Genomic DNA, 11,705 nt, shown 5'->3' on the forward strand with positions numbered 1-11,705 from the left:
TTTTACTGTTAAAAAAATTGACTTCAGATTAAAAATTGTTAAAGTGTGTAAATATTTACACATAATGAGTGCGTATAGTGGAACAAGATAGCCGAAAGATCATTGCAAAATTAAAGCGTGATGGTTTCGAACTTGTTAAAATAAAGGGTTCACACCATAAGTTAAAAAAAGATGGGAAGGTGGTTATTGTTCCTCATCCTAAGAAAAATCTTCCGATAGGTACGGCGCGTTCTATTGCACAACAAGCAGGCTGGTTAAAAAAAGGAGAAGAATAATGAGAAGATTTTTTGCTCTTGTCCATAAAGATGAAGATTCTGCTTTTGGTGTTCAGTTTCCTGATTTTAAGGGACTTTTTTCTGCTGCCGATCATGAAGAAGATTTAATTGCAAATGCAACCGAAGCTCTTCAACTATATTGCGAGGACATGGATACTTTGCCAATTCCTTTAAAATTTGAAGAAGTAATACAGCAAAAAGCTGTTAAAGCCGCTTTGTTAGAAGGGGCTTTTTTGATACAAGTTCCCTTTATTGAAAATGATGCTGAAGTAGTGCGCACTAATATATCTATTGAACGGGGGCTTTTGCGTGCTATTGATGATTGTGCACAAGAAAGAGGGTTAACAAGGTCTGCTTTTTTGGCAACAGCAGCACGTCATGAACTAAATATTTAGGTAATTAAGTTTAAATCATTTCGTTGGAAATGCTAAGGTTGATTTGATTATGGAATCACAGATATTACCAAGTTACATTCTTGATGAACTGTTAGCTCAATGTGATCCTTTAGCTGATTTCAGTGATGAGGATGTGGAGTGGTTGAATACTAAAGCTGTTGGGAGAGAGCTATTGTAATGAAGTGGGGCAATATCTAGTGAAGTATTACTTGATCCGACTTCAGGTTGCGAGCACAGAGTTTTTATAAGCAAAAGTTGTGTAAGTATTTTACTGTAAAAAAGTGAAAAGCATAATGTGAAACGTTTTTGTGTACAACGCATTGTATTTGTATTACATTGAATACAAAAATGAGGATTCCGTTATGACAATATCTATTCGTTTGCCAAGCGATCTTGAAACGCGCTTGAACAACTTGGCTGTTAAAACAGGACGCACAAAGTCTTTTTATTTGCGCGAGATTATTGAACGTGGAATAGAAGAGGCGGAAGATTATTATTTAGCTTCTAAAGTAAGAGAGCGTGTTCGAAATGGAGATGCTACTTTTTACAGTTCTGAAGAAATAAGGAAAGAGCTTGGCTTGGACGATTAGATATGAAAAGAAAGCCCTCGATTTTTTAAAAAAATGCGATAAAAAAGAAGCGCGTCGTATTGTTGATTTTTTAGATAAGCGCATTGCTCCCCTTGAAAATGTGCGTGTATTGGGTAAACCTTTAAGGGGACAATTATCAGGTTTATGGAGGTATCGCGTAGGGGATTATAGGATACTATGCGATCTTTACGACAAAGAGCTTGTTGTATTGGTTTTAGCTGTTGGACATAGAAAAAATATATATACAGATTAAGAAAAATAGACTTTAATTTTTATTGAAAATACTAAATTTAGATAGAAAAAATACAATATTTAGATTTTTATGTTGACATAGCATAAAAAGTCGTATTTAATGACACCACTGCACTGGTTGTATTGTGTCCAGATTTCAGATTTTCCCTTTAAAAATTGGTAAAATATTAAGCCTTAAATGTGGCTAGAGAGCTTGGTTTTCCTAAGAAAACTGGCTCTTTCTTTTTTTCAAATAACAAAAATAAATAAATGACCAATTATGTCATTAAATAATCTCTTAAAAGGAGTGGCTATGAAAGTAGTAATCACTAAACCAATGTGTGTTTTGGGTGATAATAAAGACATCGTCCGTTTTGAACCTTCAACTCCAGATAATCCATTCGTTGAGACTTCTCATGCGGTGTACTCTCGTCTTAAACGTGCCAATGCTGTGAGGCTTTATCAGGAGCAGTTTGATGAGCAGAAAGAAGAGACAAAGATAGGTGAGCAAGAGAATACAGAGATTATTGCTTTCGATACAAATGCAGCAGAAAAGCTTGATAAGCAAAAAGAGGATGTAGAAATAAACGGGAAAGAAGAGATAGAAACGATCGCTTCTGAAAAGCCGAAAGTGGTTAAAGCTTCTAAGCCATCAACAAATTCTACAAAGAAGGCTTAGCACTTGAAGTTAACTATTCATCAAAAGTGGTATCTTCAGCAGGTTGAGAATACCTTCACCAATCTTAAAGCACCCCGTCTTAATTGGGCACTTCGTAATGCTGTGAATACTGCGGCAAAGCAAGTTGAGCGTTTTACAGAACGGAAAGTTTCTGAAGTTGCATCAGCCAAAGTAAAACGCGTCAAGAGAGGTGTTTACATTAAATCAAAAGCAACAACGAATTTCCCTGAAGCGGATATTGTTGGTTCAGGAACACCATTGCCACTTAAATTTTTTAAGGCAAAAGAAACAAAACGCGGCGTGACTTACATGATGTTTGGAACGAAAAAAATTCTGCCTCATGGTTTTATTCAAGGTGGAAAATTTCCCCAGCGTGTTAATTTGAAGATGGGGGGTAACGTGTTCCAAAGAGTTAAAGGAGATCAATTCCCCATTGCAAAACAAGAGGGGGTCTCCATTGCAGAGGTCATGTTTCAGTCAGAGATTGCAAGTTCTATTGCAGAATATGCCAATGAAAGATTAACCAAAAATATACAGATACAGCTTGCTCGTCAGGAGTATGCTGCCAAGAACAAGGCTAAGGCATGTTCTTAAGCTATGTCTATATGCTGTACGTTGTGATTTTAATTTTTAAGGCAAGATTATCAATAATGTTTTGCGGTTTTAAGAAAAAAGGCAATGAAATCAATAAGAAAGGTACTTCCCAGCGGATTTAGGTTGTTGCGGGGCAAGGCAGCGCGAACTATCGCTAGCGACAGAATTTTAAAATTGACTGTACATTGTACACATAAGTCATTGAGAATAAATGTTTTTAATGTGCAGACTGTACAGTTTTAATGCACAGGCTGTACAGCAGAGATTATTTTAACAGGAAACGATTTTCACCTATTGACAATATGGCAATAAGATGTCTATTGTCGAATCAGGTGCTTCAAAAACACTTTAAAAATACACAGCGGAAGATTACCGAAATAATCTTTTCTCGCAAATTGAAAGATTTTGACTCATTATATGCTTGTAGCATATAGTGGTTTGTCGGGTGTGGTTACGCCATACAATACCCTTTATGGGAAAAGCGTAACGGCGGACTGTGTACCGTGTTTTTGAGCACCCGACATCCTCTAAGGGTGTCGATCAAAAACATCTAACTACACAGGAGTTCATCATGAATACCCTCATACCAATATCAAAACAAGCGATTGGACAGGAGACTGTTCAAACAGTTAACGCGCGTGAGTTACATGCGTTTTTGGAAGTGAAAACTAATTTTAAAGATTGGATTATCAGACGCATTCAAGATTATAAGTTTCAAGAAGGGTATGACTTTTGCTCATTTTTGAGCGAAAGTTCAGGAGGTCGTCCTTCTAAAGATTACGCTCTCACTTTAGACATGGCAAAAGAGCTTGCCATGGTAGAGCGTAATGAGAAAGGCAAACAAGCACGACAGTATTTTATCGAATGCGAACGACGTGCAAAGGAAGTATCTGCACTGCAAATTGACTATTCGAATCCTGAAGCATCTTTATTCCTTGACAATATTGTAACAATGTGTCTAATGTTGATTCAGGTGCCTAACAAACACCTTAAATCGATAGCGGATAGATTGCCGATACAGTCTTTTCTCCGCGCATTAAAGGCTTTGACTCATTGTATGTCTGTGACGTATAGTGGTCTAGTCGGGTGTAGTTACGTTATACAATACCCTTACGGGGAAAGCGTGACGACGGACTATCGACCGTGTTTGTTAGCACCCGACACTCTCTTTAGAGTGTCATTAACAAACATCTAATCGATAGGAGTTCATCATGAATACCCTTATAAAAATTACAGAAAGCACCTGTAGTGGTGCGACGGTTCAGACTATGTCTAGCCGTGAGATTGCAGAATTGTGCGGTAAGCAACATAAACATGTTATGCGTGATATTAAGCAAATGCTTGAAGAACTTAACGTCCCCAAATTTGGGGCGGTTGATTTTAGCGAGCCCAAATTTGGGCTGGCTAATTTTTCAAGTAGTTACATTGATGAGCAAGGAAAAACACGTCCTTGTTATAATCTTCCCAAGCGAGAATGTTTAATTCTTGTATCAGGTTACAGTACTACACTGCGAGCAAAGATAATTGACCGCTGGCAAGAATTGGAAAAGCAAATTGCTGCTCCGCAAATTGATTATTCAAGCCCTGAAGCAATGCTTGGCTTTTTGACACATCTACAAAGTCAAATTGAGCAGAAAGACAGTGTTATTGCTCAATTAGAACCCAAGGCAAAAGCACTTGAAGGTTTAACACGCTCTGATGGTTTGTTTGGTCTTACTGAAGCAGCGAAGGTATTGGAGGTGCGACCAAAGGATTTAATTGATTATTTGCGTGGACATGACTGGGTTTATCGTCGTGCACCAGGTTCTCCATTATTACCTTATCAGGACAAGATCAAGAGAGGTCTGATGGATTGTCCAACCATCACAATTCAAAAAGAAGATGGAACAGAGAAAGTGCTTCCTTCAACAAAGATCACAACAAAAGGCTTAGCATGCTTAAGAGAACAAATTCATGGGGGTGTACAATGAATACCAGTATCGATTCTTTGTGTGATTTGTGGATGGTGTTGTTTAAGCTTTGCAATCGCGATGGTATTGAGGATGAGGAATGCACTGCCATAGTTAATACCATGAGTGCAGTAGAAAAAGCTTTGGTTTCAAAAATCAAGAAAGATGCACATATTATTAAACTTTTGGCAGTTCTTACAGATTTTGGGGATTCAGAGTTTCCTCGGGGTATTGATCCTTTGTTAAAAGCTTATGCTCCTAGTTCAGAAAGCCCAGTTAAAAAAGTGGCTTAACCTTACTGAAGCTTACATCTTCCCATCTTCGCAGGTGGGAAGAGGTGGTTAAGACATGTATTTAAATTTATCTATTTTAGCAACCACTTGCTTTTTTTAGTGTTTCACTCATACGTGTGCGCCAATCTTTGCCTTGCGCTTTAAAAGAGGCAACAACTTCGGGATCAAGGCGCAGGGTAATCGCTTGTTTGGGGGATTCAATTGGTGGACGCCCACGCTTACGGCGTTCCTCTGCTATATATTTGAAAAAGGAAGCAGGTAAAACTTCTTTCGCTGGTTTTAAGCGTGCAAGTTCTTCATCTGTGAGAGGTGGTGAGTTCACAGCTTCCCAGTCTTCTTTTGTGTAATCGTGTGCATCTTTAAAGGTTTTTTTGATAGTCATTGAAAACCTCTCTTTCTTTCTTATTTGCATGACGGAAACTGATAACGGATATTGCTTCAGTGCCAAGCTTTACAAAAATAACAACTGTTGTACCATCAGCAAAGCGTCCAATAGCTTTCATACGGTTTGAATGTGTTGCGTCAATAAAAGCATGCTCCCAGTCAAAATAAATAACATCTGCAAAATCAAGCTTATGTTTATCAATGTTCAAAGCTCTTTTTGGTTCATCCCACACTATCTTCATATATTTTATGTACACTAAAAATATGATGCTGTAAATAAATTAAAGTGTACGATAATTCCTATAAACTATTCAAACAGGCAAATATTCAATGAATAAAAAGGGTCGTGAGGGGATATCGGTTCGTGCGTTTGCCAAAAAGATGGGTGTTTCTCCCAATGCTGTTGTCTCTCGATTTAAAACGGGCAAATTTGATGAGGCACTTTTTGCGGATGGTTCGGTCAATGAAACGGTTGCGAGAGCCATATGGAATAAGAACCCCACAAAGCGGTTACAATCTGCCAGTCAGCCTTATGCAAAGATTAAACAGAACTCCATGGATGGAGCCAATGAATACGAAATCAAACTCAAGAGGATGCAAGTTGCGCTTGAAAGCGAACAGATAGCGCTTGAACGCTTGCGTGAGACAACGGTTGATCGGGAAGAGGTGAAGAAAGCAGCGCATGATTTCGGAAAAGCGCATCGTGATGCGATGTTGAATTTTCCCCATCGTTTTGGTGCCAGCATTGCTGCCCAGATTGGGTGTGATGCAGCCAGCCTGATTGGTGCGATTGATTATTACATGCGAAAGGCTTTGCTTGAAGCCGTTGATATTCCTGTTCCTTATCATGATGATCTGAGCACCTCTGAATAAGAGTGAGTGAACAATGGATGATGATCGTGCGGTAAAAGAGTTTTTTTCGCATGCCAATGAAGCGCGACGACCCGATCCACCCTATACGGTTTCAGAATGGGCAGATAAGAATAGGTATTTAAGTACCGTAGCAAGTGCTGAATCTGGATTATGGAGAACCAAGCGTACGCCCTATTTGCGCGAGATCATGGATAATCTTTCCTCTTATGTGCCGATTGAAACAACGGTTGTGATGAAAGGGGCGCAGGTTGGCATGTCGGAGGCAGGATTAAATTTCTGTGGTTATGCTATCCATTATAGTCCGAGCCCCGCACTCTATGTGATGCCGACTGTTGAGACAGCAAAGAAACTGTCTAAGACGCGTCTTGATCCAATGATTACAGCAAGTCCAGCTTTGAGTGCACGTATTGCTCCAGCACGCGCGCGTGACAGTGGGAATACGATGTTTTCAAAAGAGTTTAGTGGGGGTGTTCTCATGCTGACAGGAGCCAACAGTGCTGCTGGGCTGCGTTCGATGCCTATTCGCTATTTGATCCTCGATGAAGTCGATGCTTATCCTCTGAGTGTGGATAATGAAGGTGATCCCGTGGTGATTGCCGAAAAGCGTACCTCGACTTTTGTGCAAAGAAAGATTTTTAAATTGTCTACACCCACCCATCGTGACACAAGCCGTATAGCCAAAGATTTTGTACTTGGGGATCAGAGATATTACAACATCCCCTGTGATGGGTGTGGTGTGTTACAGCCGATTGTTTGGTCGCAAATTAAGTGGCCAAAAGGATCCCCCGAAAAGGCAGTTTTTGTTTGTGCCCATTGTGGGCATGAACATGCCGAGCACCGAAAAGCAGATTTGATGTCTGAAGAACGGGGGGCATGTTGGGTTCCCACCAGTGAATCCAGCCGACCCAATTTACGTTCTTATCATATTTCAGCACTCTATTCGCCATGGCTGACATGGGGAGAATGTGCGCGTGAATTTCTAGATGCCAAAGATGATCCTGCGCTTTTGCAGCCTTTTGTTAACACTGTCCTTGGCGAACCTTGGGAAGATAGAACGGGCGAGGTTATTGATCCTGAGAGCCTTTATGCACGGCGTGAAGATTACCCCATTGCACCCCCACAGGCTGTGTTGTTGACAGCGGGGATTGACGTGCAAAATGATCGGTTAGAATTGGAAGTTGTGGGGTGGGGGCGTGGTGAAGAAAGCTGGCATATTGATTATCAAGTCATCCTTGGTGATCCGTCTTCCTTTGAAGTGTGGGATCAATTAGATGAATATTTGACAAGACGCTGGCCACATCAAGGTTACAAAAATGGCATCAGGATCACAGCTGCTTGTATTGATACAGGAGGCAGTCACACACAGGCGGTTTATAACTATGTGCGCCCTCGTGAGGGGAGACGCATATGGGGAATTAAAGGGCAGGCAGGCTGGCGTGCGGTCTGGCCACGTCGTCCGAGCAAGAACAATAAAGGGCAGATTAATCTCTATGTGATCGGGGTTGATGCTGCCAAAGATATTATTACAGCACGGTTCAAGAAATCGGGTGCCGAGGCTTCAGGAGCTGGTGCAACGCACTTTCATATAAACCTCGATCAGGAATATTTCGAGCAGCTGACAGCTGAAAAAAAGGTCATCAAATATTTCAAAGGCTTTAAGCGGATAGAATGGCAAAAGAGTGAGAAGGCAAGAAACGAGGCTCTAGATTGCCGCGTCTATGCTTATGCCGCTTTGCAAGGTCTGATTTCAGCAGGTCTAAACCTGAATGAGGAAGTTGATATTTTAGAAGAGCGCTTGGAAAGTCTCAAAAATATGGAGGCATCTTCCGAGAATACAGAATCTTTTCCAACACAGCTTCAGACACCACAGCCTCAAAGGAAACAACTAAGGAGGTCAGTTAGTCCATATATGCAAAAAGATTGGAATTATTTATGAGTGAGAATTTGAGTCAGTTGGATAGCAAAAGTGAAAAAATTGCGGAGTTAAAAAAACGACGTGAACAACTTGAGGAGACTCTTTATTCAGGGGCGCAATTTGTACGTCATGGTGACAAGCAAGTGGGAAACCGTTCTGTAGAGGAATTACGCAAGGCACTTGCCATGCTAGATAAGCAAATAGCAGAGCTCGAAGGACATGGAAGCTCTCGTATTTTTTATATTGATGCGAGGCGCGGTTATTAATGGCTGGATTATTCAATAAAATAACGGGTCTTTTTCGTGCTTCTGGTGACCATAATCCACCTTTCGAAGCTGCTAGCTATAGTCGCCGAATGCGCGGGTTAAATCCTGCTAAAAAACATATCAACCAAGCAATTGAAGCAGCAGGCGATACAATTATTGCACGGTCAAGGTGGCTCTATGATAATGAAGCCCTTTATGGCTCTGCAACAGAAGAATGGGTCTCGGCAGCAGTTAGTGATGGGATTAAGCCTTATCCTAAAATTGAAGGCTTTCAAGAAGAAAAGAAGAAGCTGCTTGATCTTTGGTGGCAATGGGTTGATGAGGCTGATTATGACGAAGATGCCAATTTTTATGGTCTTCAAGCAACCATTGCTCGAGAAGTTTTTTTAACGGGTGAATGTTTTGTAAGGCTGCATTATGTTGACCTTTATGGGCGTTCAGGTGTGCCTCTTCAATTGCAAATTTATCCCGCAGAAATGCTTGATTTAACCTATAGCGGGGTTGCTGAAATTGAAGGCAATTATATCCGTATGGGGATTGAGTTTAATGCCAGTGGTAAGCGTGTTGCTTATCATTTTTGGCAGCATCATCCTTATGATAGCAGTCCACTGAGTGGAGCGTTTGGAAATCAAGAGCGTGTAAGAGTCCCTGCTGAAATGGTGATACATGTCAAAGAACGCCGTATTGCAGGACAATTGCGTGGCTCGCCGAAAGTAACGCGCTGCTTGACAAAAATTTTTCAGCTTGAGGCTTACGATGACGCAGAGCTTGATAGAAAAAGAAACGCAGCCCTTTTCATGGCGTTTGTTATAAAGTCTAATCCCAATGCTAGTAACGCGTATGCATCTGATAATCGCGAAGAAAGCAATAAGAAGGAACCGCAAGCAGAGCTTTTTCCACTTGAGACAGGTGCTGTTCAAGAAATGGAAGAGAACACGGACATCAAATTTTCCAATCCCGTAGAGGTTGGCGGTTCTTATGAGCCTTTTCAATATCGCACTACTTTGAAAATTTGCAAAGGACTCAACATGCCTTATGCGGTTGTGACAGGTGATGTAACACGGGGGAATTTTTCCAATGTGCGCACATCGATCATTCAATTTAGACGCCAGATCAAACAATGGCGCGAACATATTATAGCCTTTCAGTTCAACCGCATTGTTTGGGAACGTTTTGTTGAAATGGCAGTGCTTTCTGGACGTGTGGATTTGCCAGGCTGGGAAGAAAATTATTTGCCATGGATACAATGTGAAAGCTTTGCACCGCCTCTCGAAATGATTGATCCAAGCAAGGATATTTCAGCAGAGAAAGAAGAAATTCGAGCGGGGCTAAAAACACGGCGTATGGCGCTTGCTGAACGCGGTTTTGACATTGACACCATTCACATCGAACTTGAAGAAGAGCGCAAAGATGCTCAAGAGCGCGGCTTATCCTTTGATACGGATTTAGCAGACTTTTCTATTGATTATAAAGCCATTGATTCTGAAGATTCTGACGATGACTATGAGAGCAATCAAGGCAGCGAGGCACAAAGCCATGGCGAATAACCTTGATCTGCCTTTTGTGGCATCACGCCTTTTTGGTGTGCCTCATATGCTTGCCTCCACAAAGCTTGATGTCATTTTAAATGCGCTTGCTCCGCGTCTTTTTGAAGGGGAGAAATTTGCGGTTGGAGCTTTCTCGGAAAAGGACGTGGCAGCTTTAACTCCCCCTGAAACTTATGTGGTGCGGGGCAATGTTGCGATTATCCCCATTCATGGCACGCTCGTGCGCCGTGGTGCATGGCTTGGTGCTGTGTCAGGACTGACCTCTTATGAAGGTTTGGGGCACTCTTTTCGTGAAGCCATTGCACAGCCTGATGTTCGGGCTGTTTTATTAGATATTGATAGCGGTGGCGGGGAAGCAGGCGGCGTGTTTGATTTGGTCGAAGAGTTTCGCACGCTTTCGCAATTCTATAACAAACCCGTTTGGGCACATGCCAATGAATTTGCTTGCTCTGCGGCTTATGCGCTTGCTTGCGCAGCATCTCAAATTTGGATTGCACGCACGGGGGTTGTGGGTTCGATTGGTGTTGTTTGTGCCCATCTTGACCAATCCCGTGCGGATGAAAAACAGGGGTATAAATGGACATTTGTTTTTGAGGGTGACCATAAAATCCATGGCAACCCTCATGAGCCATTAGCCGAGAGAGCGCTTGAAAAAATGCAAGCAGATTGTGCGCTTCTCTACGATATGTTTGTCGATTTGGTTGCGCAAAACAGACCCATGAATGCTGCTGCCATTCGAGAGACGAAAGCAGACACTTTTATAGGCACTCAAGCAATTAGACTTGGATTAGCAGATGCGCAAGGCACATTTGCGCAGGCTTTGGAAGCCTTGATGGATTCCATAAAACATCCCCCAACAGCAATAGATGAAGAAGGAGCAAACCCATGGCACGCACAAAATACCGCGCCGAAGAAGAGATTATCCAAGAGGATGAGGAAAAAGAAATTATCGACGTCACCGATGAAGAAGAAGACGACATCGATGTTAATGCCGAAGCCTTCAACGAAGATGACGAAGAAGGAGAAGACGAAGAAGATGGTGATGAAGACACACGCAAAAACATTCAGACAGTGCGTGAACAAGAGAGAAAGCGTGCACGCGCATTAACAAATCTTGAAAAGCAAGCAAAGCGTTTGGGTGTATCTTTTGATGCTGCGAAAGCTATTAACAGTGGGATGAGTGTAGAGAAAGCCCGTCATGCTGTTTTGATAGCAGCTTCCTCCAAGAGTGCGTCTTTAAAAGCATCCCCTTATGCTTCTCATGGTGATGGGAATAGCAAAGAAAAAATTCATGCAAAATGGCAACAAGCTTGGAAAGCAGCCTTAGGAAGGAAGTAAAATGAGCAATATTTTTTATGAAGACACGCGTGATAGCGCATATCTTGGGCGCTATGATCCCGATTTATCAAATGAAGAGGTTACCTTCGCATCAGGAGCAGAGATTACGGCAGGAACTGTCATGGGTATGGTGACGACAACAGGGAAATATGTACCGTTTCGTCCCACCGCTGTAGATGGAAGCCAGATACCAGCAGGCATTTCTTATGCCAATGTTGATGCAACCAGTGGGGATCGGCGGGGAGTCATTACGGCGCGCTTGTGTAGTGTGAAAGCATCTGAATTGTTATGGCCAAGTGTCATGACGGATAAGCAAAAAGAAACAGCCATTAAATCTTTAGAACAAAAAAACAAAATACTGTTGCGATAGGAGCAT

The 11,705-nt window shown here is 41.7% G+C and carries 19 protein-coding genes; 17 read left to right on the plus strand and 2 right to left on the minus strand.

All coding sequences use genetic code 11. The features are described 5' to 3' along the window. Nucleotides 1-77: 77 nt before the first annotated feature. The 10 genes from V5N67_RS05030 (at nt 78) to V5N67_RS05075 (ending at nt 5,006) form a co-directional block, all read left to right on the plus strand. Nucleotides 78-275: a type II toxin-antitoxin system HicA family toxin gene (locus V5N67_RS05030; RefSeq protein WP_332060805.1), complete on the plus strand. Its 198-nt coding sequence runs from the start codon at nt 78-80 to the stop codon at nt 273-275. After that, complete coding sequence (locus V5N67_RS05035) at nt 275-670, plus strand: type II toxin-antitoxin system HicB family antitoxin (RefSeq protein WP_332060806.1); 396 nt, start codon at nt 275-277, stop codon at nt 668-670. Before V5N67_RS05030 ends, V5N67_RS05035 begins: the two co-directional genes overlap by 1 nt. Nucleotides 671-719: 49 nt before the next feature. Next, the gene (locus V5N67_RS05040) at nt 720-848 is read left to right on the plus strand and encodes an AbrB/MazE/SpoVT family DNA-binding domain-containing protein (protein WP_332060807.1); all 129 of its coding nucleotides are present in this window, start codon (nt 720-722) and stop codon (nt 846-848) included. 184 nt (nt 849-1,032) lie between these two features. After that, nucleotides 1,033-1,260 (plus strand): type II toxin-antitoxin system RelB family antitoxin, encoded by a 228-nt coding sequence (relB, locus tag V5N67_RS05045; protein WP_332060808.1) that lies wholly within the window; start codon nt 1,033-1,035, stop codon nt 1,258-1,260. Beyond that, nucleotides 1,244-1,513 carry a type II toxin-antitoxin system RelE family toxin gene (locus V5N67_RS05050; RefSeq protein WP_332060809.1) on the plus strand — a complete coding sequence of 90 codons (270 nt, stop codon included), beginning with the start codon at nt 1,244-1,246 and terminating at the stop codon, nt 1,511-1,513. Before relB ends, V5N67_RS05050 begins: the two co-directional genes overlap by 17 nt. Nucleotides 1,514-1,804: 291 nt before the next feature. Next, a complete protein-coding gene (locus tag V5N67_RS05055) occupies nt 1,805-2,170 on the plus strand; it encodes a hypothetical protein (protein WP_332060810.1) in 366 nt (121 codons plus the stop codon). Between the two features lie 3 nt (nt 2,171-2,173). Beyond that, nucleotides 2,174-2,764 (plus strand): hypothetical protein, encoded by a 591-nt coding sequence (locus V5N67_RS05060; RefSeq protein WP_332060811.1) that lies wholly within the window; start codon nt 2,174-2,176, stop codon nt 2,762-2,764. A 571-nt stretch (nt 2,765-3,335) separates the two neighbouring features. Further along, nucleotides 3,336-3,959, plus strand: a complete 624-nt coding sequence (locus V5N67_RS05065; RefSeq protein WP_332060812.1) for an antA/AntB antirepressor family protein — start codon at nt 3,336-3,338, stop codon at nt 3,957-3,959. Nucleotides 3,960-3,975: 16 nt separating this feature from the next. Continuing rightward, the gene (locus tag V5N67_RS05070) at nt 3,976-4,734 is read left to right on the plus strand and encodes a phage antirepressor KilAC domain-containing protein (protein ID WP_332060813.1); all 759 of its coding nucleotides are present in this window, start codon (nt 3,976-3,978) and stop codon (nt 4,732-4,734) included. Continuing rightward, nucleotides 4,731-5,006: a hypothetical protein gene (locus V5N67_RS05075; protein ID WP_332060814.1), complete on the plus strand. Its 276-nt coding sequence runs from the start codon at nt 4,731-4,733 to the stop codon at nt 5,004-5,006. Before V5N67_RS05070 ends, V5N67_RS05075 begins: the two co-directional genes overlap by 4 nt. Nucleotides 5,007-5,082: 76 nt before the next feature. Here V5N67_RS05075 and V5N67_RS05080 read toward each other — a convergent pair whose 3' ends face one another. Then, entirely contained in the window at nt 5,083-5,388 is a 306-nt protein-coding gene (locus V5N67_RS05080; RefSeq protein WP_332060815.1) for a BrnA antitoxin family protein, read from the minus strand. Beyond that, a complete protein-coding gene (locus V5N67_RS05085) occupies nt 5,366-5,632 on the minus strand; it encodes a BrnT family toxin (RefSeq protein WP_332060816.1) in 267 nt (88 codons plus the stop codon). The genes V5N67_RS05080 and V5N67_RS05085 overlap by 23 nt, the downstream gene beginning before the upstream one ends. Before the next feature lie 88 nt (nt 5,633-5,720). Between V5N67_RS05085 and V5N67_RS05090 the strand changes: the two genes are divergently transcribed. The 7 genes from V5N67_RS05090 to V5N67_RS05120 are packed head-to-tail and all read left to right on the plus strand — an operon-like array spanning nt 5,721 to nt 11,699. Next, the gene (locus V5N67_RS05090) at nt 5,721-6,263 is read left to right on the plus strand and encodes a hypothetical protein (RefSeq protein WP_332060817.1); all 543 of its coding nucleotides are present in this window, start codon (nt 5,721-5,723) and stop codon (nt 6,261-6,263) included. Nucleotides 6,264-6,276: 13 nt separating this feature from the next. After that, nucleotides 6,277-8,199: a phage terminase large subunit family protein gene (locus V5N67_RS05095; RefSeq protein WP_332060818.1), complete on the plus strand. Its 1,923-nt coding sequence runs from the start codon at nt 6,277-6,279 to the stop codon at nt 8,197-8,199. After that, nucleotides 8,196-8,444, plus strand: a complete 249-nt coding sequence (locus V5N67_RS05100) for a phage head-tail joining protein (RefSeq protein WP_332060819.1) — start codon at nt 8,196-8,198, stop codon at nt 8,442-8,444. The genes V5N67_RS05095 and V5N67_RS05100 overlap by 4 nt, the downstream gene beginning before the upstream one ends. Then, complete coding sequence (locus V5N67_RS05105) at nt 8,444-9,991, plus strand: phage portal protein (RefSeq protein WP_332060820.1); 1,548 nt, start codon at nt 8,444-8,446, stop codon at nt 9,989-9,991. The genes V5N67_RS05100 and V5N67_RS05105 overlap by 1 nt, the downstream gene beginning before the upstream one ends. Continuing rightward, nucleotides 9,981-11,099, plus strand: a complete 1,119-nt coding sequence (locus V5N67_RS05110) for a S49 family peptidase (protein WP_332060821.1) — start codon at nt 9,981-9,983, stop codon at nt 11,097-11,099. The genes V5N67_RS05105 and V5N67_RS05110 overlap by 11 nt, the downstream gene beginning before the upstream one ends. Then, nucleotides 11,063-11,329 carry a hypothetical protein gene (locus V5N67_RS05115; RefSeq protein WP_332060822.1) on the plus strand — a complete coding sequence of 89 codons (267 nt, stop codon included), beginning with the start codon at nt 11,063-11,065 and terminating at the stop codon, nt 11,327-11,329. Before V5N67_RS05110 ends, V5N67_RS05115 begins: the two co-directional genes overlap by 37 nt. Before the next feature lies 1 nt (nt 11,330). Beyond that, entirely contained in the window at nt 11,331-11,699 is a 369-nt protein-coding gene (locus V5N67_RS05120) for a head decoration protein (RefSeq protein WP_332060823.1), read from the plus strand. Nucleotides 11,700-11,705: the final 6 nt, after the last annotated feature.

Origin of the sequence: Bartonella rhinolophi, from assembly GCF_036576165.1 — a bacterium.
GTDB lineage: Bacteria > Pseudomonadota > Alphaproteobacteria > Rhizobiales > Rhizobiaceae > Bartonella.

Excerpts from the sequence above, each read along its gene's own strand:
- V5N67_RS05035 (WP_332060806.1), top strand. The coding sequence starts at position 275 with ATGAGAAGATTTTTTGCTCTTGTCCATAAAGATGAAGATTCTGCTTTT.
- V5N67_RS05040 (WP_332060807.1), top strand. The coding sequence starts at position 720 with ATGGAATCACAGATATTACCAAGTTACATTCTTGATGAACTGTTAGCT.
- relB (WP_332060808.1), top strand. The coding sequence starts at position 1,033 with ATGACAATATCTATTCGTTTGCCAAGCGATCTTGAAACGCGCTTGAAC.
- V5N67_RS05055 (WP_332060810.1), top strand. The coding sequence starts at position 1,805 with ATGAAAGTAGTAATCACTAAACCAATGTGTGTTTTGGGTGATAATAAA.
- V5N67_RS05065 (WP_332060812.1), top strand. The coding sequence starts at position 3,336 with ATGAATACCCTCATACCAATATCAAAACAAGCGATTGGACAGGAGACT.
- V5N67_RS05070 (WP_332060813.1), top strand. The coding sequence starts at position 3,976 with ATGAATACCCTTATAAAAATTACAGAAAGCACCTGTAGTGGTGCGACG.
- V5N67_RS05075 (WP_332060814.1), top strand. The coding sequence starts at position 4,731 with ATGAATACCAGTATCGATTCTTTGTGTGATTTGTGGATGGTGTTGTTT.
- V5N67_RS05080 (WP_332060815.1), bottom strand. The coding sequence starts at position 5,388 with ATGACTATCAAAAAAACCTTTAAAGATGCACACGATTACACAAAAGAA.
- V5N67_RS05085 (WP_332060816.1), bottom strand. The coding sequence starts at position 5,632 with ATGAAGATAGTGTGGGATGAACCAAAAAGAGCTTTGAACATTGATAAA.
- V5N67_RS05090 (WP_332060817.1), top strand. The coding sequence starts at position 5,721 with ATGAATAAAAAGGGTCGTGAGGGGATATCGGTTCGTGCGTTTGCCAAA.
- V5N67_RS05095 (WP_332060818.1), top strand. The coding sequence starts at position 6,277 with ATGGATGATGATCGTGCGGTAAAAGAGTTTTTTTCGCATGCCAATGAA.
- V5N67_RS05100 (WP_332060819.1), top strand. The coding sequence starts at position 8,196 with ATGAGTGAGAATTTGAGTCAGTTGGATAGCAAAAGTGAAAAAATTGCG.
- V5N67_RS05105 (WP_332060820.1), top strand. The coding sequence starts at position 8,444 with ATGGCTGGATTATTCAATAAAATAACGGGTCTTTTTCGTGCTTCTGGT.
- V5N67_RS05110 (WP_332060821.1), top strand. The coding sequence starts at position 9,981 with ATGGCGAATAACCTTGATCTGCCTTTTGTGGCATCACGCCTTTTTGGT.
- V5N67_RS05120 (WP_332060823.1), top strand. The coding sequence starts at position 11,331 with ATGAGCAATATTTTTTATGAAGACACGCGTGATAGCGCATATCTTGGG.